The organism is Sorangium sp. So ce295, from assembly GCF_051527405.1.
In the GTDB taxonomy this organism is placed as follows: domain Bacteria; phylum Myxococcota_A; class Polyangia; order Polyangiales; family Polyangiaceae; genus Sorangium; species Sorangium cellulosum_B.
On the sequence record NZ_CP150324.1, the window covers coordinates 10,971,493 to 10,997,551 of the forward strand.

Here is a 26,059-nt window from a genome sequence, read left to right on the forward strand (position 1 = left end):
AACCGAGGCTAAGCGGTCCACTACATGGGCATCGCCGGCGAGGCGCCACAGACCTGCTTCACCAGGGCCCGCTTGTTGACCTTGCCCACGCTCGTCTGCGGAAAGCTCTCCAGGACCTTCAAACGATCGGGCAGCTTGAACGCAGCCACCCCCAGGCGGCTGAGATAGGCGTTCACCTCGGCGAGCGTGGGCGCTTCGCCGCGCGCGATGATGCAGGCACAGGTGCGCTCTCCCATCGTGGCGTCCGGGACGCCGACGATGGCGACGTCACGGATCGCCGGGTGAGCCATGAGGTAGTTCTCGAGCTCCTCGACCGGGACCTTCTCCCCTCCCCGGTTGATCACGTCCTTGCTCCGGCCTTCCACCACCAGATGCCCGCCGGGGAGCCGACGCACCAGATCCCCGCTCCGGTAGAAGCCGTCGGCGGTGAACGCCCGGCGATTGTACTCCTCCGCGCGATAATATCCGCGGATTGTGTAGGGGCCTCGGACCTGAAGCTCACCGACCTCGCCGTCCGCCACCTCGACATCCGAGGCGTCGACGATCCTCACCTCGTCGTCCTCGGCCATCGGGCGGCCTTGCGTGTCGATCACGGCGGACTCGGGGTCGTCGAGCCGCGTGAAGTTGAGCAGCCCTTCCGCCATGCCGTAGACCTGCTGCAGCCCGCAGCCAAGGACGGGCCGTACGCGCGCCGCCGTCTCGGCCTTGAGGCGAGCGCCTCCCGCCTGGATCCACTTCAAGCTGCTCAGATCGGCCTGCACCCACTCCGCCGCCTCGAGCCACAGCAGGACGAGCGGCGGGATGAGGGCGGTCACGGTGATCTTCTCCTGCTCGATCAGCCGAAACGCCGCCTCGGGGCTCGGGTCCTTGCAGAACACCACGGTGCCGCCGGCGTAGAGGGTGCCGAGGGCGCCCGGGCACCCCAGGGCGAAGTTGTGCGCGATGGGGAGGCTCACCAGGTACCGGGTGCTCGTGTCCAGGCCTGTCACATCGGCGCTGAGGCGGACGTTGCAAACATAGTCGTCGTGGGTACGTGGGATCAGCTTGGGAGCGCCGGTCGTGCCGCCCGACAGCAAGAGCAGGGCGACATCGCGCGCGTCCGGCCCGGCCAGGATCTCCGGCGGCGCGTCCACCTCGGAGAGCGGCACGAACTCCTCTGCGTCGCCCACCACGAGGACATGCCGGAGGCTCGCCACCCGCTTGCCTACCGAACGGGCGAGGGCCCGGTAATCGAAGCCGACATGCAGGTCGGCGATCACGTAGGCGACCGACTGGGAGAGCTCTGCCAGATGCACGATCTCGGTCTCTCGATGCGCCGGCAGCGCCAGCACCGGGATGGCCCCGATCCGGAACAGCGCGAAGCACAGGGGCAGAAACTCGGCGATGTTGGGCAGCTGAACCAGGACGCGCTGCTCCTCCGCGATGCCGAGCCGGCGCAGCCCCGCGGCCATGCGATCGGCGCGCTCGTCGAGCTCCTGGTACGTCCAGCGACGCGCTCCGTCGACCACGGCCACGCGCGCCGGCGTCGCTCGGGCCCGCGTGCGCAGCATCTCGCCCAGGCGCTCGCCTCGCCAGTACCCCGCTTCCCGATAACGATCCACGAATTCAGCGGGCCAATCGACACATCCACTCAACATGGGAGCTCCCTCGCTTTCACCGACGTTCGTCGGCGCTCACTGTCCTGCGCTTCGATGCGCGCGGCCCGGGTCAGCGTTCGGGCGGGCGGGCAGCACGGCCGCGCCGTGCAGGAGGGTCGGGTCGAGATCGGCGGTCAGGCCGGCGATCTCGATGGCGCGGACCCCCGTCACCTCGGCGGGATCGAGCGCGAAGGTGGGGTCGTCGCCGATGATCCGGCGCACCGCCTCTCGATGCTCGGCGCGGACACCCATGCGCACCCGGCTGAGCCTCCTGGCCCCGTTCGGATGGCGGTTCTCTCTCGGATGTTGAGGCGGATCGTAGGGGGTCACGATGAACGGGAGACGATCGTTCGCCGGATAGGCAAACTTGAAGCGGATCTCCTGGCCATCGGGCTTCGTCCGCCGCCACCCGATGGCCCTGCCGACGGGGATCCCTGCCTCCCGAAGCGCGGCGAGCTCACGGTCGAGAGCGTGCGTGTCCACCACGACCGCCACGTCGCAGAAGCCCTCACCGTGCTCGGACCAGCGGATCATCCGCCGGCCCGAGCCGCGCCCGGCCATCAGCTCGATCGGCCACTTGAACCACCGCGCGCTGCGCGGCGTCGTGAGCAGCTCGACGATGGGGCCTTCCGTGAACCAGATGTGCGCGTGCTGGGCCTTTCTCTCGGGTGTCGCGTAGTCCACCTTGAACCCGAGCTCTCTGTAATCACGCACGGCTTGATGAATGTCGCGCACCCATACCAAGACGTGGCTGCAAGAAGTCGCCATGTTCAGTTCTCCCGAGCGCCAGGCGCTCGATCAACGCGCGCCGCCGCACGCAGCTCGTCGACAGGGAGCGGCTCCGGGGTCTCAGGACGGATGAGCTCGGGCATCCCGATCCGCTCCGTCAGATCACGCCACGCGAGCGACACGCCGAGGGCCCACTGGCCGCTGCGAATACGGCGGGGCGGGTCGGCGATGTCGCCGCACAGGTCGTGCAAGGCGACGACGACCGCATCGGGCCACGTCCGCGCGAACACGTCGTGATAGCTGCGCGTGTGCTGGTCGCCGAGGATCAACGTGCTCTCCACGGCGAGGCGGTCGGTGCCGGGGCCGCTCATGATCAGGCGCCCGGTCGGGTCGCGCGGCGAGTGCATGCGCGGATTCCAGAGGACGGGTCCGTGGGTGTCGGCCAGGGTCAGCACGCCGGCGTCACATCCAAGCGAGATCCGGTGCATGAGCAGGGAGTGATTGTCGGGATCCTCGGGGTGGACCTGGTTCTGCACGCGGAGCGTCACGGGCACGCCGCCGAGGGTCGCGCTCAGGCTCTGGAACGGCTGGTCCGCAACCGGCGACGGCCGGCCGCCTCGCGGCGCGCATTCGGAGAACGACCATGGGCGCAAGTCGCCTGCAGCACGGCCGATCACGTCGAGCAACGGATAGGCGACCTGGCTGTTGCAAGCGGCGTCGATGAACTGGATGCGCTGGCGCTTCCTGATGTACTCGGCCGCCGCAAGGAACTGCCGGATCGGGCGCACGTTCGGGTACAGCGTGTTGACCGCGTACGCAGCGCCCCCCCGCTTCGCGGCCTTCAGGCACGCGGTGATCTCCGCGGCGTGCACGGGGTGCTCCTGCAGGACGTGGATCCCGCGCTCGAGCAGCGTCCTGGCCAGATCGGAGCCTGGGCCGCCGGTCGCCCCCGAGCGCACCACCACGCAGACGATGTCGATGTCGCCGGGGATGTCCTCCACCCTGGTGTAAAGCGGCGCTCCGTAGCGCTCGGCGCACTTCCTGGAGAACTCGCTGCCACGCCCGAGCACGCCGGCGAGCGTGAATGACTCCTGCGCCGACGCGACCGCATCGAGGTAGATGCGCCCGAAGGCGGTGCCGGCGACGACGACGCGCTTCTTCTTGCCGCCGCCGGCGCTCACCAGGTCACCTGCATCGTGAGCGGCCCGCGGAAGAACGTCGCGGTCTTCCACTGGACGTCGGCGTCGAGGCGCAGATCCGGCAAGCGGGTCACGAGCGCTCTCAACGCTTCCTGGAGCTCGACCCGGGCCAGCGACGCGCCGATGCAATAATGCATCCCACAGCCAAACGCGAAGTGCGCCCGCGCGTCTCGATCGAGGTCGAGCCGGTGTGGATCGGAGAACTTGCGCGGGTCGTGGTTGGCCGCGCCGACCGACGCAAACACGGGCTCACCCGCGCGCACCAGCGTGTCGCCCACCTGGACGTCCTCGGCGGCGTAGTGCGGAAACATCGCGGCGGACGCGAGCGGCACGAAACGGAGCAGCTCCTCGACCGCCTGCGCCACGAGGCCAGGATCCGACCTGAGGCGCGCCAGCTGCTCCTGATGGGTCAGGAGCGTGTAGATGAAGTTCGGGATCTGCGAGGACGTGGCCTCGTAGCCCGCGATCAGGATGGCGATGCAGAGCTGGACCAGCTCGCGCTCGTTCAGGCGGTCATTCACGTCGTGCGCCTCGATGAGCGCGCTCATCAGGTCGTCGCCCGGCTCGGCCCGGCGCAGGCGGATCAGCCCCATGATGTACTGGGATAGTTCGCCGAGGTTCCGCTGCGTCTGCTCCGCGGTCTGCGTGTTGGTCGAGAGCAGAGAGTCGTTCCACGCCTTGAACCTGGACTGATCCGCCACCGGAACGCCCAGGAGCTCGCAGATCACGGACATCGGGATCGGCAGCGCGTAGTCCCGCACGAGATCCGCAGGGGGGCCTTTGGCCACCATCCTGTCGATCAGCTCGTTGGCGAGGTCGCGGACGTGCGGGCGCAGCTGCTCCACGCGCCGGTTGGTGAACGCCTGGGTGACCAGGTTGCGGATGCGGGTCAGCTCGGGCGGGTCCATCATGACGATCCCGCCGGCGATGCGCGGGAGCGCCCTCGGGGCGTCCGCGCGCTTCGTGGCCTCCTCGCGGCTGAACCGGCGGTCGGACAGCACGAAGCGGACGTCCTCGTAGCGGGTCGCGAGCCACGCCGGCTCGCCGTAAGGCAGCTTGACCTTGAGCAGCCCCGGCGTCTGCTGAGCGCGGGAGTACGCAGAGGCGAGCGCGATGCCGTCGAAGAGATTGAACGGATACTGGATGGGGGGATTCGTCGCGGTGGTCATTGCGTTCATCCTTGTGATGCCGCCGTGGAAAGCGGGCGGGAATCGAAGCGCCGGCGGCGCGCCGCCCAGCCGCGCAGCCGCTCGCGGTCGAGGGCGCCGCCTGCGGCGAGCGGCAGCTCATCCACGATCTCGATGCTGGCGAAGGCGCCCATGCGCTCGCCGAGATGCTCGGAGAGGCGCTCCGAGGTCAGCAGCGCCCGATCCATCTTGGTCCGGGCCGCGAACACACGATGGCCGAGCCGCTCCAGCGGGTGGCCGTCCCGGGGCAGCCCGAGGACGCGCTGGAGGCCGGCGCCGTCCAGCGCCGCGTTCCACTGAGGCAGCGTGAGGAACGTCGACTCCGTCTCGGCCCTGCCGTCGCTGGCGTCGTCCAGCATGAAGGCCTGGGAGGCCATGACCCAGAACTCTTCGACCGTGGGCTCGGTCAGGACGAGCCAGCCGCCGGGGCCGAGCAGCTCGTTGAGCCAGCGGAGGGAGACATCCGTGTTCCGCGCGGCGTTGAGCACGCCCCCGCCGACGATCACGTCGAACGAGCTCGGGACGAAGCCCTGGTCTCTCGGCGCGACGTTGATGTCGTAGAGGCCGAAGCGCACGCACCGGTGCCCGGCGAGCCGCGGGGCGGCCTGATCAAGGAAGTACCTGGAGACGTCGGTGTAGAGGTAGTCGACCTCGGCGCCCGAGAGCTCCGGCAGGAGCGACTCGGAGGTCGCCCCCGTGCCGGCGCCGACCTCGAGCAGCCGGATCGGCCGCTGCCCGGGCCATTCCCTGGCAATCCTGCTCACGAGGAGGCTGACGGCGCGGTGCTGGTACCGGGCGGCGATGCTCTCGCGATACAAGGCCCTGGCGAGGTCGGTGCGCCCTTCCGGGAACAACAGGTGGACGGCCCGCACCGCGCCGGAGATCAGGTCGGGCAATCGGTCGGCGTTGCGGACCGCGTAGTCGATCGTGCCGGCCGCGCCGACCGTGGCCAGCCACTCGCCCTTCAGCTCGTCCCATGCGCGCGCCAGCGCGGCGTCCGAGAAGTCGCAGGCCGGGCCCACGGCGCTCAGCCGATCTCCGTCCCGGCGCAGCAGCTTCTGCTCCGTGAGCACCCTGAGCCAGCGACGGATGAGGGGCCGATGCGCGGCGGCGACCCGCGCCCGCGCGAGCACCTCGTCCACGGTGTGGGCGGCCGTGTCGGTAAACAGGCCGCTGCGGCCCAGCGCGTTGAGCATCGACAGCAGCGCTGTCTGTCCCAGCCGCTCCACGGCCGCGATCGCCCGGTTCAGGTCGGTCCCGGCAAACTCGGCGTCCAGCGCGGCGGTCGCCGTGGCGATCAGGCGCTGTCCGCTCGCGTCCCCGTCGGCATCGTCGCTGGCACGCTTCGCGGGGACGGCAAAGACGGCCCAGCCGTCGCCGTCGGAGGGGATCACCGCCGCCGCCGCCACGCCCGGATGGCTCATCACGAGCTCCGCGATGCGCGCCGCTTCTTGCTCGGCTCTGCGCAGCTCGCGCTCCACCGGTACGAGCCCGGCTTCACCGGCGATCCTGTCCACGAGCTCTGCGCCGAAGACGCGCCGCACGGCCGCGGAGGACTCGGCGGACAGCACTCCACCGGCGCCTGCGCCGGCGTCGACCACGATGCGCCGCAGGCTCCCGAGGTCGGCGAGCGCGACCGCCGGGTGGGCCAGGAGGCTGCGCAGCAGCGTCGCTGAGACGATCGCGCAGTCCGGGGCCGCTCGCTCGAGGAACGAAAGGGCCTTGGCCGGGCTCGCGGCGCTCGCGTCCACCACGTGATGGTGGACGGCGGCGCCGGCGCTCCAGCTCGCGAACACCGCATCCCCGCCGAACCCGGCCAGCGGCGAGAGCACCGCCGTGCGCGCAGGCGAAGGGCCCAGCGCGTCGCGCAGGGCAGCCACCGAGTCGCAGAACACCGCTCTCGACCACACGAACGATCCGCGAACCACGGAGAAGGGCGCGTCGTCCACCAGGCGCGGCTCACAGGCGCTCGCCCCGTCGAGCGCGGACAGGTCAGCGTCGGTGATCCTCAGGACATCGCCGCCGTCGATCGCTGGTTGCTCGGCGGAGAACCGCGCGCCGAGCAGCATCGCGGCCAGCCGGACCGGCAAGGCCTGAGGCCTGTCTCCGGCGCTCCAGCTCAGCGTGCGGCCCGCGACGGCGCCGCGCTGGCGCAGCGCCGTGACAGCGCGGTACGTCGCGTCGAGCACCTCTGCTCCGGCCCACTCGCGCCCGCTCGACACCAGCGCCGCTCGGCTCCCGAGGCGCTCCAGCCCATCGATGATCTGTCTCACGGTCATGGCACCTCCTCGGGTGGTCGTCAGCAGGCGGTGGCGAAGAACAGGTGCTGGCCTGCCACGGCCAGGGGTGATTCGAGCGAAGGAAGGACGAACCGCGGCACGAAGGCAGCGGCCAGGAGCTCCTCATTCCAGCCGGGCGCGTCGACGAACACCTGATCGGTCCCGGCGCGCCGGTCCTCGCTGCCGAGCGGCGGCGAGCCGGCCGCAGGAGACAGCAGGAACTGCATCGCCGTGAGGATCGCGCAGTTCTCTCGTGTGGAGTCCGTGAAGATGAGCCACCCGCCGGGAGCGAGCGCGCGGCGGATGCGGCGCAGCGTCCGACCCGTATGCGCGGCGTTGTGGAGGACATTGCCCGCGAGCACGACATCCGCCGCGTGCGGCTCCACCCCCTGCGCCGTGAAATCGATGTTGATGTCGAGCACGGCAGTGCGCATCCCGCGATGGCGGCCGAACCGCTCCTGCGCCGCGGCCGTGAACGCGCGCGCGATGTCGGTGAACAGGTAGTCGACCGGCGCTCCGTCGAGGGCCCGCAGCGCGGCTGTCGTGGTGAGCCCGGCGCCTCCGCCGAGCTCGAGCACGCGCAGCGGCCGGTGCCGCAGCTCCGCGCAGCGGCGCACGAGGTGAGCGCCGGCGGCGCTCAGGTAAGCGGTGAAGACGTTGTCCTGGTAGGCGGCGAGGGTGGAGAGGTCCTGCCGCTCGCGAAACAAGAGCTGCTGAATCGAGAGCTCGTCGCGCACGAGCGCGTGCAGGCGGAGCAGCGCGGCCTGGTGGACTTCCGCCATCGCGGGCGGGAAGCCGAGCGCGGCATACGCGTCGGGCAGGTCGGCGGCCGCGCCGGCGTCCCGCAGGGCCCGTCGCCACACGTACTTATCCGCCACGTTGCTGAGCACACCGTGGTCGCACAGCGCGGCGAGCCACCGCCGGACGAGCCATGCGTGCCGCGGCGCCGCGCCCAGCGCAGAGACGATCTCCTCCGCGGTGCGCGCTTCACCGCCCGGATGCACGCCGCCGCTCGCGACGAGCAGCTCCCCCAGGGCCCGCAGGCTGATCGCCTCGAGTCGCTGCATCGCCCCCGGCAGGTGTGCCAGGGCATCCCGCCCCGGCGCGGGCTCCAGCAGCCGAGTGAGCCTCAGCCCCGCCTCGTGTGTCTCGCCGGCCGTCGGCACGCCGGGCGCCTCACCGCCGGCGTCGTCGGCGGCGGCCTCCACGGCCGCTGCGGCCAGATCCGCGGCCGGGACGACCTCCGCGTCCGCGCGCGCCATCGCCGAGCCGAGCGCGGCGAGGACGTCGTGCCGGAGCCGGCACAGCGTGAGCTGAACCTGAGCCTCGCTGACGGCTGCGCCTGGGCTCTCAACGGCGTTGGCGAACGCCGTCAGCTCGCCGCGGGTCGCGCGCAGCCAGCTCACGGTCTCGCGCTCGGCCGGCGCGTCCGTCCCGCCGAGCAGCACGCCAGATCCCGTGGCGTGGGCGGTCCAGAGGACGTCGCCGTGAACCCCGGTCAACCTCAGCTCGCCGGCGTCGCTTCCCAGGGCGAGCTCGACGACCCTCTGCGCCTCTGTCGACACCTCGTTGCGCACGCGCAGGACGATGGGAACCCCCGCGAGGCTGCCTCCGAGCACGACAAGCCCGCTCCCGAGCGGCATCGGCTCACGGATCTGCCAGGGGCGCAGGGCGCCGAGCGCGTCTCCCAGGAGGCGGAGCAGCGCCTGGATCGACGCCCTCGTGCACGTCGCCGCGACGTACCTGATCGGCGTGCGCGCGCGCAACACCTGCGCTGCGCCGAGGAACCGCCGGGATGCCGGCGTGGCAGAGGCGACCGCTGCCACCCGGAATGCGGCTCGTGAAAGGCGCGCTTGCCGCAGGCACGCGGCGAGCTCATCGTGCTCGAGCGGCGCCTCCGCCAGCACGGCGCTGCCCCGCCCCAGGAGGTCGACGGCGCGCTCGGTCACCGGCACGCCGTGCCCGGCCGCCGATACCCAGCAGCTCACGCCGGCGCCGAGGGGCGCCTGATCCGGCCGGGTCCAGAGCGCTATCCTGGCCTGATCGGCGAACCTCCGGGCGCCCTCGCTGTCGTCGGCGAGCTGGCCGATGAGGCGAAAGCGCCCGTTCAAACGCTGGAGCGCGGTCAGGTGCAGAGGACCGAACCCGACGCCGCACAGCACGAGAGGCATCCCGTCGGTCACAGGGAGCCCTCCTCGGTAGCGCCGAGCGCGTCGATCGACGTCTCCAGCAGATCGAGCGCGGTCACCGCGCCGCTCTCGCGAAGGCGGCCGACCGTCGACAGGGGCTCGAGCGCCGCCGCGGCGAAGTGGCGCCCGGCGGGCACCTGGCCCTGGTCCACCGCCAGCGTGGTGAGCGCGGCCAGGGTCCCTGTGAGCTCGGCGTTGCGCCGTCCGCGCATCACCAGCGTGCGCGTGACCGGGGCGCCGTCTCGCAGGCCGTCGAGCTGCGCGACGAGGAGGACGTGAGGCTCGCGTCCAGCGAGGTCGAGCAAGCTGGCCCGGCACAACGCCGCGACCGCCTCGCGGCGTTCGAGGCTGCGCGCGCGGTCGAAGGCCGTGAGGATGTGCTGGCCGGTAATGACAGTATACCAGTCTCCGCGAGCGAGCCGGAGCGACGCCGCGAGCCGCTCCCCTTCGGTGTTGAGGTAAGGCAGCAAGGTCGCCGGACCGGGGAAGAACGGGACTTCCACGTTGCGCGTCCGGGTCAGCACCCCGGAGCGACGCCCCTCTCGCCATGCCGCGAGCGGCTCGCTCACCCCGTCCGTGGCGGCCTGGAGGTAGTCGTCCGCGGCGACCTGGGTGAAGCGGTCCAGCACGCCGAAATAGCTGCGCAGGCCGTGAACCTGGCTGAAAGCCCGCTGCGCCGCCCATCGCGGCAAGAGCGCGGTGAGGCCAGGCTGCAGCCCCGCCGAGAGCACGGCCACGCGCCCGCGGGTGCGGTACGCCTCGTCGTCCAGGAGCGCGAACAGCGCATCGTCGCCGGCGGCGTCCACGTAGTCGGCGCCGGCTTCCACGGCTGCCCTCGCCGCGCGGTCCGCGATGGCGTGAGATGGACCGGCGCAGTTGAGCACGATCCGACACCCACCGACGAAGCGACGCAACGACGCGTCGTCCCGAACATCGACCGCCTGGTGCTCGACCGCTCCCACGGACAGCTCGGTCGCGAAGCGGCGGGCCGCTTCGAGGTTTCGCCCGCCGATCCGCAGCGGCCCGAGGCCGAGCGACAGGAGCCGCCGGGCCGCCTGCGCGCCGACGTCGCCATAACCTCCCAAGATGCCGATCGTCATCCCGCAGCCTCCACAAGCCGCCATCCGTGGGCGCGGCGGCGCTCGTTCCAGAACGCCGTGTACCGCCCGTTGCGCGCCAACAGCTCCTGATGCGTCCCCGCCTCGACGATGCGGCCGCCGTCGAGCACGAGGATCTGATCCGCGGACACGATGGTCGGCAGCCGGTGCGCGATGACCAGCAGGGTCGACCGGTTCATCAATGTGCGCATCGCGCTCTGGATGTAACGTTCATTCTCTGGGTCGAGCGCCGCCGTCGCCTCGTCCAGCAGCACGATGGGAGCGTTCTTGAGCACGGCTCGGGCGACCGACACCCGCTGGCGCTCCCCGCCGGACAGCGACGCTCCGCCCTCGCCGACCCGGGTCTTCAGGCCCTGTGGGAGGCGCTCGATGATCTCCTCCACGCCCGCCAGGCGGGCGGCCTCGCGCACCTCCGCGTCCGTGGCGTCCAGCCGGCCCACCCGGATGTTCGCCTCGAGCGTGTCATCGAACAGATAGACGTCCTGCATGACCAGCGACAGCTGCGTCATCAGGTCTTCCGTGGAGAGCTCGCGGACATCCACGCCTCCCACGCGCACCGAGCCCGCGTCGACATCGAAGAAGCGCGCGATCAGCCGTGTTATCGTGGTCTTCCCGGAGCCGGATGCCCCGATGATCGCCGTCATCGTCCTCGGCGCTATCCGGAAAGACACATCACGAAGCACGGGAGCGCCCGGCTGATAGCCGAACAGGGCATCGGAGAACTCGATCTCCCCCGGCGCCGCGACGGGCCTGGAGCGCTCCGGCTCGGGCAGCGGCGCCTCATCGAAGATGGCGGACAGCCGCTCCAGATCGTTGCCTGCCATCCGCAAGAGCCCGCTCCGCCCCGCGGCCTCGGCCAGCGGCCCCACGAACCTGGCGGCCAGCGCCAGCAGCGCGACGAGCTCGATCGGATCGATCGACCGATCGAGGGCGCGCACCACGCCGACCGCGATCAGCGCGGCGAACGCGAGCTGCACCGACAGCCCGCCCGCGAGCAACCTGGGGAAGGTCTGACGCAGCATCGACCCGCCCGCGGCGCGCTGCCCATCGATCGCCTCCTCCAGCGGCGCATAACCCCCCGTGGCCCGACCGAAGGCGCGCAGCACCTGCTGGTTGCGCGCGAACTCGACGACCCGGTTGCTGGCGAGCGCCCCCGCGGCGTCGACCTGCTCCTCGGTGCGGCCGATCCACGCCGACGACCAGCGGTGCGTCAGGTAGATCAGCGGCGTGCAGGCGATGGCCGTCAACCCGAGCTGCCAGTCGAAGAACAGCATGGCGACGGCGATCGTCGCGGGCGTCAGGATGCCGCTCACCACCGGGGTCAGGAGGTGGGCAAACACGTTGGTGACCATCATGGTGCCGCCCGTCGCGCTCCGTGAGAGACGGCCGACCTTCTCCGAGGAGAACCAGCCGATCGGCAGGCGGGCGACGTGGTTGCCGAGCCGGTCGTGCAGCGTGGTCAGGACGACCAGCGCGAGCGCGAAGCCCTTCATCGTCTGCTGGTAACGGGCGACGCACGTCACCGCGACGACCGCGGCCAGGAGGAGCAGCCAGCGCAGCGCCTCGCCCAGGTCCCCGCCGAGCAGCGCCTTGAGGACCGGGACGAGGAACGCCATCGCCACCCCCTGAACGACGGAGTAGACGATGAGCCAGCCGAAATAGACGTGCAGCGCCCTCGCGTGCTGCGGTCCCAGGATCTTGGTCAGTTGCCGGATCATGAGGCCACCTCCACCGCTGCGCCGGCAACCGCCATGTCGTTCTCGGCGTAGGCACGCCACATCCTGGCGTAGAGCCCGTCCGCGGCGAGCAGCGCGGAATGCGTGCCGCGCTCGCGCACGCGGCCCTCGTCGAGCACGACGATCTGGTCGACGCCGGTGATCGTCGCCAGCCGGTGGGCGATGACGATCACGGTGCGCCCGCGCGCGACCGCGGACAGCGCGTCCTGGATCTGCGCTTCTGACTCCGGATCCGCGTGCGCCGTCGCCTCGTCCAGGATCAGCACCGCCGTGTCCGCGAGCAGCGTGCGCGCGATGGACAGCCGCTGCGCCTCGCCGCCGGACAGGATGGCGTCCTCTCCGATCACGGACCGATATCCCCTGGGGAGCGCGACGAGCCGGTCGTGGATCTGCGCGGCGCGCGCGGCTTCAACGACCTCTGCGTCGCTGGCCTCGGGCCGGCCGAGGCGCAGGTTGTCGGCGACCGTTCCATGAACCAGCTGGACGTCCTGCAGAACGAAGCCGACGTTCCGGTAGAGCACGTCCGGCGCGATGTTCCGGATATCGACGCCGCCGAGCAGGACAGCGCCGCCGGTCACGTCATAAAACCGGGGCACCAGCTTTGCCAGCGTGGACTTCCCCGCGCCGGAGGTCCCGACGAGAGCTGTCACCGTGCCAGGCTTGCAAGCAAAGCTCACGTCGGAGAGCACGCTCCTCGAGCCGTCGTAGCTGAACGACACGTGATCGAACTGCACCCCCGCCCCGCGCGGCGCCTGCGGCGTCGTCGTGATGGGCAATGACGGCTCGTCGAGCAGCGAGGCGACGCGCTCCGCCGCCGCCGCGGCCTTGCGCTGGGCCGTGAGCCCCTGGTTGAGGGTGAGCACCGTCTGCGGGATGACCACGGCGACAAGGGTCTCGGCGAGCAGGTCGATGGGGCTCACCCAGCCCTCTCGGATGAACCAGGCGCCGACCGTCAGGCTCACCAGCATGATCACGGGCACCGAGAGGGCCATCGAGGTCAGCGCCTCGAGCCGGAGCAGCGGCCGCACCCAGCCGGCATACCGGTCGCTGAAATCGCTGACGGCGCGCTGGTAGCTCTGGTGAGCGCGGCCCGTCTGGCCGAACGCCTTCACGACCGCGATGCCGTGCACGAACTCGACGATCGCGGCGCTCACCCTGGCGAAGCTCGCGTCGAGCTGCATCATCTTCTCGGCGAATCCCCGCATCATCCATGCGTAAGCGACGATGTAGATGGGCAGGGTGGCGATCGCGAGCAGCGCCAGCCGAACGTCCAGCCAGAACAGGTACAGGAGGCCGCCGAGCGGAAGGACGATCGCCGAGACGAGCTCGACATCGTGGTGCGCGACGAGGTGGTGCAGGTCCTCCAGGTCGTCCTGGACCGCTTTGCGGACCACCCCTGACGTCTTGTCGGAATACCACCCCAGCGGCACCTCACCCAGCTTGCGCACCAGCGCGCGCCGCAGGATGGCCTGAAGCCGGTGGTCCGCCAGGTGAGTCACCCACAGCGCGATTCCGGTGCATGTCCATCCGACGCCGAGGCCGACCACGATGGTCAGCGCGACCCAGGCCACCTTCGCGCTGTCGATCGGGCCTGACGCGACGAGGATCCGCGCGAGCTCGGCGATACCGATGAACGGGACGAGCGTCGTCAGCGCCCCGACGCCGCCCAGGAAGATCCCGAACCGCGACAGCCCTGCTATCGGGCGGCGCAGCTCGCGGAGCGCCCCGGCCTTCTGCTGATTCTCTCTCATGTGGGACGCAACGATACAGCGAGGTGCTCGGCCACGACATTCACATGCGGTGGCTCTATGACGCTGAAATGGTTGCCGGGCACGTCGATCAGCTTGAACTCGCCGAGGCAGACGCCTTCCCAGAACGGCGCAGTCAGGTGCCCGACGCCCGCGGTGATGCCGAAGGATTGCTCCTCGTCGCACCGCAAGAACGTCATATCGCCGACGTACGGCTCGGGATCGAACCGCGCGGCGCGCATGCTATGCCTGCAGGTCCGGAACAGCGCCGGGATGAGCTCGGGTCCGACGGGCACCCCGGCCTGAGCGGCCGCCGCCTTCGCGTAGCTGGACAGGCGCTCGTCCTGGCTGCGCGCGGACTGCCTGCGCACCGCGGCGGCGACCGATTCCAGCCCGGGGTCCCCGCCGAGCCGGGCCATTGCGCCGGCCGGAATCTTGCGATTGTACTCGACCATCAGCTTCTCGATGGCGCGATACACGTCGGCGCTGTCGACGTCGTCGCCGAAGACGGCCTTCACCGGATCCAGGTTCAAATTCGGCGCGAAGATCGCCTCGAACGCGAGCTCCTCGTCGGTCTCGATGAACATCGGAATGCTGTCGACCAGCGCCAGGTCCACCGACATGCCGCGCTCGAGCAGCCGGCGGGCCACCTCGGTGGCGAGCAGCCCGCCGAGGCAGTAGCCGATGAGCTGAAACCGCGTGAAGCCTTCATCGATCAGCCGCTGCGCGTAATCGTCGGACACGCGCGCGACGAGCTCCTTCGGGGGGATCGCGAGGTACAGCTCGGGGTCGGCGACGGCGAAGCCGAGGACGGGCCCCAGGTTCTGGGCGGCGAGCGCCCGCCCCAGGTGCTGGAAGTAATCCATGGTGCCCAGCGCCGCGTGGAACATCACGCGCGCAGGCCCGTCCCCGCCGCCGAACGAGAGGATCAACGAATTGCTGCCCTCGCGGCGCTGCGCGACCTGCGCGGTCTTGCCGCCGCTGGAGGACGCCTCCGCGCCCGGCCCAGCGCCGCCCGGCGCGTGCGCGGCGCCGTCTTGCCTGCGCAGCGCGCGCGCGAGCGCGTCGACCGTCGGCTCATTGAGCATCTGCCGCAGGAGCGTGTCGTAGGCGAACGGCGCCGCTTCCGGCACCTCCTCGCGCAGTCGACCTGCCACCCTGGCGAGGATCAGCGAGTCGGCGCCGCGGTCGTAGAAGTTCTCTCCCTTGCCGATCCGCGCGATGCCGAGCGCGCTCGCCCAGAGCGCACACAGCCGGCTCTCCAGCTCGTCCAGCGTCGCATCGGCCTCCTTCCCGGCGCCGTCGATGAACGCCGCGGGCCGCAGGGCGGCGAGCGCCTTGCGGTTGACCTTGCCGTTCGCCGTGAGCGGCAGCCGGTCGACGACCTGCAGATGAGCAGGCACCATGTGCGCTGGCAGCCGCTGCCCGAGGAAGCTCGTGAGCTCGTCGGTCCCGACCCGGGCCCGGTCGGTCTTGAAGCGCGCAGCGAACATGTGCATGCCATAGGCCGCCATCGGATGGTCGTCGTCCGGCAGGCGGAGCACCAGCTCACCGCCGCTCTTCGCGATCAGGCCTTGCCACTGCTCGGTGGACAGGAACTTGGTGGTGCCGCGTTCCCGGTCTGCGCCCGAGGGGTCCATCATGAAGCCCTGGGTGAGCAGGACGTGCGGGTGATCGGCGGTGGGCTCGGTGAACACGAGCCACCCCGACGGCCCGAGCAGCTCCACCGCGGCCGCCACCGCGGCCTCGACGTTGCGGGTGCTGTTCAGCATTCCGGCGCACAGCACGACGTCCGCGGAGTTCGGCAGCAGGCCCTGGGCGCGGTAATCCTCGTTCAGATCGAGCTGCCCGAATCGGACCCACGGGCGCTCCCGGAACCGCTCGCGCGCGTCGGCCAGGAAGAAGGCTGTCAGGTCCGTGAACAGGTAGTCGACGTCATGGCCGTCGAGCATCGGGAGGACCACGCCGGTGGTGGCCCCCGTGCCGGCGCCGATCTCGATCACCCGCAGGGGGGCGCCGTCCGTATGCGCGGCGGCGATCCGGTACAGGAGCGCCGCGATCGCATGGTTGTTGTAACGCGCGATCGCGTCGTCGCGGTACACCGAGAGCGCCACGTCGTGCTTCCCTTGCGGGAACAGCAGCTCGAACGGGTTCTGCTGGTTCTCGAGCAGGGCGTGCAACCGCTCCACGTGCGCTCTGTGGTACTGAACGAACTCGGGCGTACACAGCCCGGACGACGACGAAAGCTCCTCGAACCGCCGCCAGGCGTCGTGGACCGCCGTCGCGTCGGCGCCCCTGCGCTGCGCGTAACGGCGGCTCTCCTCGTGGTACGTGAGCCATCCCGCCTCCGAAAGGAGCCCCAGCCAGCGGCGAACGAGCCAGTGATGGCGGTCGTGGACGCGCGCCTCGCGCAGGATCTCCTCGGCCGAGTGCGTGTCGCGCGGACCGGCGAAGAGCCCGCGCTCGGAGAACGCGTTCATCATGGACGCGAACGAGGCGTCGCGCAGCGCTCGGGTCGCCTCGGCCACCTGGGCCGCGGTCACGCCGCGGACCTCCTTGTCGGCGAACTGCCGCGCCGCAGACACGACACGGGCCTGCGACGTGGCCAGATCCTCGTCCGCAGGCGCGCTGCGCCGCGCGAGCTCGACAAAGCCGAGCAGCGCGCGATCCGTGGAGTCCTTGCCGGCCACCACGGCCGCGGCGGCGCCGACCGCCGGATGCGCGAGCAGCGCGGCCTCGATCTCGCCGAGCTCGATCCGGTGCCCGCGAATCTTGACCTGGCTGTCCTCGCGTCCGAGGAACTCGATGGATCCGCCGGGGAGATAGCGCCCGAGATCTCCGGTCCTGTAGAGGCGCTGTCCATCGACGGGATGGTTGAAGAAGCGCGCTGCCGTGAGCTCCGGATCGCCCAGGTACCCCGCCGCAAGGCCGTGCCCGGTGATGTACAGCTCTCCAGGGACCCACACCGGCGCGTCGCGGAGCGACTCGTCGAGGACGCGGAAGCCCTGGTTGGCGAGCGGCACCCCGTAGGGGATGCTCGTCCAGGCCGGGTCGACGCGGTCGATGCGATGGTAATTCGACCAGATGGCCGCCTCGGTCGCGCCCCCGAGCCCGATGAGCGTCAGGTCAGGAATGAACCGGCGGATCTGGTCGGGCAGCGTGACCGGAATCCAGTCGCCGGACAGCAGCGCCATGCGCAACGAGCGAATCGCGACCGGCTCGGTCTGCAGGTAGCTCGCCAGCATCTGAAGCTGCGCAGGCACGGAGTTCCACAGGGTCACCTCATGCTTCACGAGGAGATCCGCCCAGTGGGAGGGATCGGCGCCGCGGTCGGGATCCGGGAGGACGAGCGTCCCGCCGAGGGCGAGGGTTCCGAAGATGTCGTACACGGACAGGTCGAAGCCGAGCTGGGCGAGGCCCAGCACCCGGTCCGATCCGGTCACCCCGAAGCGACGGTTGATGTCGTCGATCGTGTTCAGCGCCGCTCGGTGGGTGATCATGACCCCCTTCGGGTCACCCGTGGAGCCGGAGGTGTAGATCACGTACGCCAGCGCGTCGGGGTCGCCCACCGGCGCTTCGGGGAAGGTCTGCGCAGGCGCCAGCGTGTCCACGTCGATCACGCGCAGGCCGTCCGGCAGCTTGGCCGCCGCGGAGATCCACGACTGGGTCAGGACCTGTCGCACCGCCGCGTTCGACAGCACCTTCTCGATGCGCAGCCGTGGCTGCGTGGCGTCCAGCGGCAGGTAGGCCCCGCCGGCGAGCAGCACGCCCAGCACCGCGATGACCTGCTCGATCCCCTTGTTCATGACGACGGCGACGCGATCGCCCGCGGTACAGCCGCCGTCCCGCAGCGCCTGCGCGACGGACGCCGCCCTCATCGCGAGGTCGCGGTACGTCAAGCTGCCCGCGTGGCCGATCACCGCCACCGCGCCGGGGTCGCGGGCGGCCTGCTCCAGGAACCCTCGGTGCAAGAGGGAATCCGGCAGCGGACAGCCTGTCTGATTGACCCGCTCTCGCTCCTGCGCCTGCCATCCGGGCAACGCGACCGGCTCGACGGCTTCCCACGCCTCGGGGCGCTCCGCGAGATCCTCCAGCAGCCGCTGCAGCGCGCCGAACATGTCGTCGATGAGGCCGTCCGGGAAGATGCCCTGACGCACGTCCCAGTTGACCTCGAGCCCGTCGGCGTCATCCATGACCTGACAATCGAGGTAGACCTGCGGGGTCTGCGTGATGCCATGACCGAAGCGCCGGCCGCTCGTGGGTCGTCGCCGCGAACCGAGGCCGATGGCGCTGGTGAAGACGACCGGCATCAGCGCGGCCTCCCGCCCGCGCCGGCGGGTCATCTCGCGCAGCACCTCGACCCCCGTGAACAGCCGGTGGTCGAGATCGGCGAACATCTGATCGCCGAGCCGCGCAGCCCATTCCTTGAAGCTGCGCCCGGACGCCGCCTGCACGTCCATGAGGCTGACCGACGTGAAGTCTCCGACGATCCGGTCGACGTGCGGGTGCAGCGGCAGGCGGTTGAGCAGCGTGAGGTTGAGGCTGAACCGTTGACGGCGGCTCCAGCGCTGCAGCACCGCCGCATAGGCGCCCAGCACGGCGATCGAGGCCGTGAGACCTCGCTCGCCGGCGCGCTGCCGGAGGCGCTCCCAGCGCTCGGCGGACAGGCGGCCGTGGTGGCGGCGGAAGCGCACGGGCCCGGCTTCCGCGGCCGGCGGAAGCGTCGGGAGCTCGGGCGCGGGGGGCAGATCGTTGACGCGCGAGAGCCAGTACTGGCGGTCACGCTGGTAACGCCCGGTCTCGCGCAGCCGCCGCTCCGCGAAGATGTAATCGCGAAAGCGGAGGTCCAGCGGTCGCAGCTCGTCGCTGCGTCCGGCGAGGATGAGGTCGAGCTCCTCGAAGAAGATCCCGGCGCTCGCCCAGTCGGCGATCAGCGAGTCGAGCGAGAAGTGCACGACGTCGCCGCCGCTGGTGCGGGTATGCCGCAGCTCGAACAGCGGCCACGCGGTGGTCTCGTACATCCGGTGGTCCATCTCGGCGCGGATGCCGCATAGCGCGCGCTCCACCTCGGCGGCGGACGCGCCGCGGAGGTCCGTCGACTGGATGCGGTACCGAGGCACCGTGGGCAGGACGCGCTGGTAGCCGTCCTGCTCGATGACGGCGCGCAGCATCTCATGCCGCTCGATCAGCAGGTTCCAGGCGTCGGCGAGGCGCGCGGGATCTAGCTCTGGATACGTCACCTCCAGGTACCCGTGGCAGGCGACGCCGCCGTAACCGAAGGAGCTCTGGCGCCCCAGCAGGTAGGCCGTCTGCACGTCGGTGAGCGGGAACGGCTCATGACGCGCCTGCTCGTCCGCGGCGACGACCACCCCCTGGTTCGCTGCCAGAAAATCGATGATCTGCGCCTTGTGCGTGCGCAGCACCGTCATCTTGTCTTCCGTGAGCAAACCCTTGGGCGCACGGAACCGGAGCTGCCCCGATTCCGTCCACAGATCGACACCCAGCGTCTTCAGCTCTTCGATGATCCCGGCAACGGGCATGGACGTAAGCTCCTGTAGCTTGTGGACGACAAGCGTCACATCAGACGATGAACTCTCCGGCGAAGCGCTCTCCCGCGCGCCGGCTCCGGCGCGCCACCGCGGCGGACGCCGCTAGAGCACGCCCTCCTCGATCTCCTGGCCGGCCTCCTGCTCGGCGGCGAGCGCCGCTGCGACCTCGCGCAGCGTCGGTCCGTTGAACAGGCGCCTCAGCGGCAACATGATGGCGTGGCGCTGATTCACGGCCTCGATGAAGCGCGTCGCGAGGAGGCTGTCGCCGCCCAGCTGGAAGAAGCTCTGATGGCGGCCGACGCTGGCGACGGCCAGGAGCTCGCTCCAGAGCGCCGCGACAGCATGCTCCCATTCACCCTGCGGGGGCTCGACCTCGCGGGCGTCGGGCTCGGCCTCCGCCGAGATCAGCCTGACGATCTCGGCATGGTTGACCTTGCCGTTCGTGCTGAGCGGCAGCTGGGCCAGCACCACGATCCTCTCTGGCACCATGTGAATCGGCAGGCTCATGGTGACGTGGTCGCGCAGCTGCTCCGCGCCGAGCTCCGCGGCAGCAGGGACCACGGCGGCGGCGAGGCGCCCGGAGGCCGCCACGGCCACCGCGTTCCGCACGCCGGGGTGCGACCTCAGAGCGGCTTCCACCTCGCCGAGCTCGATGCGATGCCCGCGGATCTTGACCTGCGTGTCGGTGCGGCCGAGGAACTCCAGCGCGCCGTCAGGCCAGTAACGCCCGACGTCGCCCGTGCGATACCACCGCGCGCCGTCTCCTACGAACTTGCGAGCCGTCAGATCCGGCGCGGCGCAGTAACCGCGCGCCACCCCGAGACCGCCGATCCACAGCTCGCCCGGCACCCAGTCCGGACAGTCGCGGCCATGCGCGTCCACCACGCGGAAGAGCTGGTTGCGCAAGGGATAGCCGTAGGGGATCGAACGCCACGACGGCTGGACCCCATCCACCTCGAAGAAGTTGGACCAGATCGAGGCCTCGGTGGCGCCGCCGAGCGCAATGAACCGACATCCCGGCCGCTGCGCGGCGAGCCGCGCGGGCAGATCCGTCCTGATCCAGTCGCCCGAGACGAGCGCCAGGCGGAGGGCGCCCGGGGGCTCCGCCGCGCTGCTGACGATGAGCAGCATGTCGAGCAAGGTCGGAACGCTGTTCCAGATCGTCACCTCGTGCCGACACACCAGCTCGTGCCAGCGCCTCGCATCGCGCCGCGATTCCTCCTCGACCAAGACCAGCGAGCCGCCGGCGGACAGCAGACCGAAGATATCGTAGACGGACAGATCGAAATCCAGCGCAGACACGGCCAGGACGCGGTCTTCCGGGCCGACGCCGAAGCGTTGATTGATGTCCAGCACCGTGTTCAGCGCGGCGCGATGGGTGATTTCAACGCCCTTCGGCTCGCCGGTCGATCCGGAGGTGAAGATGATGTACGCCAGCTGCTCTGCGTCGATCGCCGCCGGGCTCGGCGCGGGCGCGGACGCCATCGCCTGTCCGAACACACACGGACGAACGCCCTCGGGCCAGCACCTCGGCTCCGGGCCGGTGACGACGACCCGGACCCCTGCCTGGCCCAGCATCCTGTCGCGGCGCGCGTCGGGCTGATCCACCCCGACCGGCAGGTAGGCGGCTCCGGCCGCCAGCACGCCCAGCACCGCGGCGATCTGATCGGGCCCCTTGGGCAGGTTCACGGCGACGACATCGCCTGTCGCCACGCCTTGCTCGGCCAGCGCCGCCGAGAGGCGCAGCGCGCGCGACGCGAGCTCGCCATAGCGCATCACGTCGGCCTCGCCCCAGCGCAATGCGATCCGCTGCGGCTGCTCGCGCGCCAGGTCGAAGAACGCGCGGTGCAGGCTTTGCCGTGGGCTCTCTCCGGCGGTCGCGTTGACGAGCGCGCGCACGCGCCGCTGCGGCTCGGGCAGGAGATCGGGCACGGGCAGGTGCCACTCGGAGCTGCTCAGCCAGCTCAGCTCGCGCAGGTACGCGTCGAACATCGTGGCGATAAGGCCCGCCGGGAACAGGTCCTCGACCACGTCCCAGTTCAGGGCGATGCCGCCATCGGCCTCGATCACCTGATGGTCGAGCCACACCTGCGGGGTCTGCGTCAGGCCCCACACCTGCTTCCTGAAAGGGCCGCTCGCCGGCGCAGCGGTGCCGCCGGGGACGCCGAGGGCGCTCGTGAACACCACCGGCATGGTCAGGCTGGGCGCGCCGCTCAGCCTTCCCAGCTCGCGAACCAGCGAGATGCTCGAGACGTCGCGATGGTCGAGCGCGTCGCCCAGCTCCTGCTGGACGCGCCGGGCGCGCGTCACCCAGCTCTCGCCGGCGGCGGGCCGGTATCCGATCAACGTGAGCGACGTGAAATCGCCCATGACCGTGTGGATGTCGGGATGCACCTCGCGGCGATCGAAGAGCGTCAGGTTGAGCGTGAGGTCGGGGCGGCTGCACCAGCGGCTGAGCACCTCGGCGAACGCCGTGAGCAGGACCGTGGACGGCGTGACGCCGTGCTCGCCTGCGCGCTCGACGATGCGGCGCCATCGGCTCGCGTCGACGCTGCCCTCGTGGCGCGTGAAGCGCGGGCGCCCCACCTCGGCCGGATCTCTGGCGAGCGGCAGCTGCGGCGCCGGCGGCAGCTCTGGCAGCTTCTTCGCCCAGTACGCCCGCGCGGCGGCGAGCGCCTCCGATCCCGGCGTGCACGTCAGCACGTAGTCGCGGAAGGACAGCCCGATCGGCGGCAAAGCAGCGTCGGGAGCCTCGTAGAGCGCGGTGAGCTCCGAGTAGAAAGTGAGGATGCTGAGCGCGTCGAGGATGAGGTTGTCGAGGCTGATACCGAGGCGCGTCCGGTTGCCCGACCGCACCGCCCGCATGCCGAACAGCGGCCAGCGGGTCGGATCGAAGACGCTGTGTGAGCAGTCGCACCGCAGCGCCTCGTACGCCTGAGCCGGGTCTTCGCCGCCGTCGACGACCTCTATCGCGAACCGCGGCACGTCCGCGAGGATGCGCTGCTGGCCCTGCTCATCGAAGACGGCGCGCAACATCTCGTGCCGCCGCACCAGGACGTTGACGGCCGCCTCCAGCCGCGACACGTCGAGATCGACGACGTCGTACTCGCGGTAGAACTGGCAGGCGACGCCCCCGAGCGTGAAGCTCTCGTCACGACCCAGCCAGTAGGCCCGCTGCACCTCGGTCGGCGGGAAGGGCTGGTGGCGGTTCTCCGGATCGGCGACCAGGGTCGGCAGCGCCGGAGCGCCCGCGCCGAGCGACAGCGTGGCAGCGAACTCGGCCAGCGTCGGACGGGCGAACAGATCGGCCAGCTTGACGCCGTCGAGGCCGACCTCGCGCAACCGGCGCACGAGGCGTGTCGCCAGGAGGGAGTCGCCGCCCGCGGAGAAGAAGTTGTCCTCGCGGCCCACCTCCGGCACCTTGAGCAGCTCGGCCCACACCCCGGCGACCCGGCGTTCCACCTCGCCGACCGGCGCGGTCACGGTCGCCTTGGCCTGAAGGGCCATGGTGTTCACCGCTCGCTGCAAGGCTTTGCGATCGATCTTGCCGTTGGGCGTGAGCGGCAAGCTCCTGCAGCGCCACAGGTGATCCGGCACCATCACGGCGGGGAGGCGGTTCACCAGGAACTCGCGCAGATCCGCGAGCTCCGGCGGCGGTTGCCGCAGATCGATGATCTCGCCTGCCTCGGGCACATCGATCCTCGGATCATCCGAGGTGATGGCCGCATAGAGCCCGCGTTCACCCAGCACCGCGACGGCCTGGCTGACGCCGGGATAACCTCCGACCGCGGCCTCGATCTCGCCGAGCTCGATGCGGTGCCCGCGCAGCTTCACCTGGAAGTCCGCGCGCCCGAGGAACTCCACGCTGCCGTCGGCCCAGTAACGCGCGCGGTCCCCGGTGCGGTACCAGCGCGTCCCGTCCGCCTGGAGAAACTTGTTCGCCGTTTTCTCTCGGTCGCCACGATAGCCGCGCGCCACGCCGGCGCCGCCGATCCACAGCTCGCCCGGGACGAAGTCCGGACAGTCGCGCCCCAGAGGATCGACGACGCGCAGCTGCACGTTGCCGAGGGGCTTGCCGTACGGCACCGACTTCCAGTGCGGAGGCACCTCGGTGACCTCGCAGATCGTGGAGTGGATGGCTGTCTCGGTGGTGCCGCCCAGCGCGATGAAGCGGCAGCGCGGAGCGCGCTGAGCGAGGCGGCCCGGCAGATCGAGGGTCACCCAGTCGCCGCCCAGGAGCACCGCGCGGAGCGGCAGCGGACCGGGACCGTCGCCGGCCGCAGCGAGCGTGATATCGAGCAGGGCCGGCACGCAGTTGAGGACGGTCACGCGATGGCGGCGCAGCAGCTCGACCCAGACCGCTGCGTCGCGACGCGCCGACTCCTCGACGCAGACCACGGCGCCGCCGGCCGACAGCGGCGCGAAGATGTCGTACACCGACAGATCGAACTCGAGCGCGGACAGCGCGAGCGTCCGGTCGGCCGCGCCCAGCGAAAGGCGCTGGTTCAGATCATCGAGGGTGTTCATCGCCGCGGCGTGCGTGATCTCCACGCCTTTCGGCTCGCCCGTCGAACCCGAGGTGAACAGGATGTAGGCGAGATCCGAGTCCTCGCCGGCCAGCGGCTCCGCCAGCGAGGCCTGCCCCTCCGGGACGTCATCGAGCACGAGGGCGGCGCCGGCAGCGTCGAGGATGCGCTGACGGCGCAGCGCGGGTTGATCCACGCTGATCGGAAGGTACGTGGCGCCGGCGGCCAGCACGCCAAGCACGGCGACGATCTGGCTCGGCCCCTTGGGCAGCTGGATCGCCACCACGTCACCTGCGCTCACGCCGTGCTCCCGCAGGTAGCCCGCCACGCGCAGCGCGCGCTGCCGGAGCTCCCCGTACGAGACCCTGCCGCCTTCGCCCCACAGGAGAGCAGGCGCCTCCGGCTGTCGCTTCGCGAGCTCGAAGAAGCCGTCGTGAAGGCGCTTGCCCGAGACGGCCGTCCTTGTCGCGTTCGCGGCGACGCGCACCTTCAGCTGCTCTCCCGGGAGCAGCGCGGGCACAGGCTGCCGCCAGGCTTCCTCATACGCCAGCAGGCGCTCCAGCAGGCGGCCGTGCGCGTCGAACATCGCGTCCAGCACGCCCGGCGCAAACGCGTCTTCCCGCGCGTCCAGGTTGACCAGCAGGCCGCCGTCGAGCTCCGTGACCTGCGCGTCCAGCCACACCTGCGGCCCCTGGGAGATGATCCAGGACGCCGTCCCGAAGCGCTGCTTCACCACCTCCGGGAACAGCTCGCCCAGGCCGAGCGCGCTCGTGTACACGACAGGCGCCAGCACCTGCTCGCCTCGCTGCCGGGAAAGGTCGCGCAGCACCTCGACGCCCGAATAACCCACGTGCTCCGCGTCCGCGTGGAACTGGGCCTGCAGGCGCTGCGCGCGTTCAGCGAAGGTGCCGGGCGCCGCGCCATCCCAGGCCAGGAGCACCGAGGAGGTGAAGTCGCCCACCAGCATCCCGACGTCCGGGTGCAAGGGCTCTCGGTCGAACATCGGCAGGTTCATCAAGAACCGCGGCTCCGCGCTCCAGGCGGTCAGCGTCTCGGCGAAGACCGCCGCCATCGCCATGGCCGGCGTGAGGCCGTGGCGCGCCGCCAGAGACGCGAAGGCGCGCACCTGCTCCGGAGCGAGCCAGCGATGGCGCCGCACCACCGTCGTGGCGCCCACGTTCACGTGGTAGGGAGCGGCGGGCAGCTCCGGTGCAGCGGGAAGATCGCTCAAGCGAGCTTGCCAGTACGCTCGGTCGGCGTTCCGCGACCGCTGGCCCTTGACGCTCGCGCGCCTGGCCTCGCGCTCCGCCAGGTAGCGCGGATAGCTCGTGTTGATCGGAGGCAGCGGCTGCGAGCCGGCGTAGAGGTGCGCCAGGTCGGCCAGCAGCACCCGCAGGCTGAGCGCGTCGGCGGCCACCATGTCCAGGTTCACATGCAGGCGCGTGCCGCCCGCGCGGATCGCGTCCGGCAGGAGCGAGATCTGGACATCGAACACCTCGCCGGCAGCCAGATCCAGCGTCCGATGCGACAGCGTCCGGCGCAGCTCGGCGAGCGCCTCTTGCGCCGCCTCGGCCGACAGGGCGCGCAGATCGTGGACTTTCAGCCCACGTCCGCGGCTGTCGGGCAGGATCTGCTGGCGGCCATCGCTCAGGATCTGCACGCGCAACATGCCGTGCCGCGCGAGCAGCTCCCGCACGGCAGATTCCAGCCGCGCGGGGTCGACCCGCTCGCCATCGAACTCGTTGTAGAAATGCGCGGCGACGCCGCCCAGCTGCTGGCCTTGCTCGCGGCCGACCCAGTACGCGTGCTGCATCAGCGCGAGCTCGAAGGGCGCCGCCTCGTCGATGGTGGCCGCGGCGGGCGAACGCTCGTCGCGTTCGCCCTTGCTACAGCTTCGCTCCCCTATCAGCGCCTTCCAGGCGGACACCCGCGGGTTCGCCGCGAGCTCGGCGAAGTCGACCTCGATGCCTTGCCGCCGCCACCTGCCGGCGAGGCGCATCATCGTGATCGAGTCCATCCCGAGCTCGATCAGGTTGCTGTCTTCACGGACGGTCTCGGCCACCACGCCGAGCACGCTCGCGACCGTCTCCCTCAGATCCGAAGAGGCGACTTCGTCGTGCATTCGCTGTGTCTGTTCGTGCATTGGCTGACTCGTGAAAAGG

11 protein-coding genes are annotated in these 26,059 nt (G+C 70.7%); all 11 read right to left on the minus strand.

Annotated elements, in window-relative coordinates; genetic code table 11:
- Nucleotides 1-20: 20 nt before the first annotated feature.
- Complete coding sequence (locus tag WMF11_RS41650; protein WP_437974712.1) at nt 21-1,637, minus strand: (2,3-dihydroxybenzoyl)adenylate synthase; 1,617 nt, start codon at nt 1,635-1,637, stop codon at nt 21-23.
- Between the two features lie 36 nt (nt 1,638-1,673).
- Nucleotides 1,674-2,405, minus strand: coding sequence for a VOC family protein (locus WMF11_RS41655; RefSeq protein WP_437974713.1), 732 nt, complete (start codon nt 2,403-2,405; stop codon nt 1,674-1,676).
- A gap of 2 nt (nt 2,406-2,407) precedes the next feature.
- The gene (locus WMF11_RS41660) at nt 2,408-3,547 is read right to left on the minus strand and encodes a Gfo/Idh/MocA family oxidoreductase (protein WP_437974714.1); all 1,140 of its coding nucleotides are present in this window, start codon (nt 3,545-3,547) and stop codon (nt 2,408-2,410) included.
- Nucleotides 3,544-4,734, minus strand: coding sequence for a cytochrome P450 (locus WMF11_RS41665; RefSeq protein WP_437974715.1), 1,191 nt, complete (start codon nt 4,732-4,734; stop codon nt 3,544-3,546). The genes WMF11_RS41660 and WMF11_RS41665 overlap by 4 nt, the downstream gene beginning before the upstream one ends.
- Before the next feature lie 5 nt (nt 4,735-4,739).
- Nucleotides 4,740-7,031 carry a methyltransferase gene (locus WMF11_RS41670; RefSeq protein WP_437974716.1) on the minus strand — a complete coding sequence of 764 codons (2,292 nt, stop codon included), beginning with the start codon at nt 7,029-7,031 and terminating at the stop codon, nt 4,740-4,742.
- A gap of 20 nt (nt 7,032-7,051) precedes the next feature.
- Entirely contained in the window at nt 7,052-9,214 is a 2,163-nt protein-coding gene (locus tag WMF11_RS41675; RefSeq protein ID WP_437974717.1) for a methyltransferase, read from the minus strand.
- Nucleotides 9,211-10,320 (minus strand): saccharopine dehydrogenase NADP-binding domain-containing protein, encoded by a 1,110-nt coding sequence (locus tag WMF11_RS41680; RefSeq protein WP_437974718.1) that lies wholly within the window; start codon nt 10,318-10,320, stop codon nt 9,211-9,213. Before WMF11_RS41680 ends, WMF11_RS41675 begins: the two co-directional genes overlap by 4 nt.
- Nucleotides 10,317-12,056, minus strand: coding sequence for an ABC transporter ATP-binding protein (locus WMF11_RS41685; RefSeq protein ID WP_437974719.1), 1,740 nt, complete (start codon nt 12,054-12,056; stop codon nt 10,317-10,319). The genes WMF11_RS41680 and WMF11_RS41685 overlap by 4 nt, the downstream gene beginning before the upstream one ends.
- Entirely contained in the window at nt 12,053-13,825 is a 1,773-nt protein-coding gene (locus tag WMF11_RS41690) for an ABC transporter ATP-binding protein (RefSeq protein WP_437974720.1), read from the minus strand. Before WMF11_RS41690 ends, WMF11_RS41685 begins: the two co-directional genes overlap by 4 nt.
- Nucleotides 13,822-19,362, minus strand: coding sequence for an amino acid adenylation domain-containing protein (locus WMF11_RS41695; protein ID WP_437974721.1), 5,541 nt, complete (start codon nt 19,360-19,362; stop codon nt 13,822-13,824). The genes WMF11_RS41690 and WMF11_RS41695 overlap by 4 nt, the downstream gene beginning before the upstream one ends.
- Before the next feature lie 111 nt (nt 19,363-19,473).
- A complete protein-coding gene (locus WMF11_RS41700) occupies nt 19,474-26,019 on the minus strand; it encodes an amino acid adenylation domain-containing protein (protein WP_437974722.1) in 6,546 nt (2,181 codons plus the stop codon).
- Nucleotides 26,020-26,059 lie beyond the last annotated feature (40 nt).

Coding starts and splice junctions, on each gene's coding strand:
- WMF11_RS41650 (WP_437974712.1), bottom strand. CDS start 1,637: ATGTTGAGTGGATGTGTCGATTGGCCCGCTGAATTCGTGGATCGTTAT.
- WMF11_RS41655 (WP_437974713.1), bottom strand. CDS start 2,405: ATGGCGACTTCTTGCAGCCACGTCTTGGTATGGGTGCGCGACATTCAT.
- WMF11_RS41665 (WP_437974715.1), bottom strand. CDS start 4,734: ATGACCACCGCGACGAATCCCCCCATCCAGTATCCGTTCAATCTCTTC.
- WMF11_RS41670 (WP_437974716.1), bottom strand. CDS start 7,031: ATGACCGTGAGACAGATCATCGATGGGCTGGAGCGCCTCGGGAGCCGA.
- WMF11_RS41680 (WP_437974718.1), bottom strand. CDS start 10,320: ATGACGATCGGCATCTTGGGAGGTTATGGCGACGTCGGCGCGCAGGCG.
- WMF11_RS41685 (WP_437974719.1), bottom strand. CDS start 12,056: ATGATCCGGCAACTGACCAAGATCCTGGGACCGCAGCACGCGAGGGCG.
- WMF11_RS41690 (WP_437974720.1), bottom strand. CDS start 13,825: ATGAGAGAGAATCAGCAGAAGGCCGGGGCGCTCCGCGAGCTGCGCCGC.
- WMF11_RS41695 (WP_437974721.1), bottom strand. CDS start 19,362: ATGCCCGTTGCCGGGATCATCGAAGAGCTGAAGACGCTGGGTGTCGAT.
- WMF11_RS41700 (WP_437974722.1), bottom strand. CDS start 26,019: ATGCACGACGAAGTCGCCTCTTCGGATCTGAGGGAGACGGTCGCGAGC.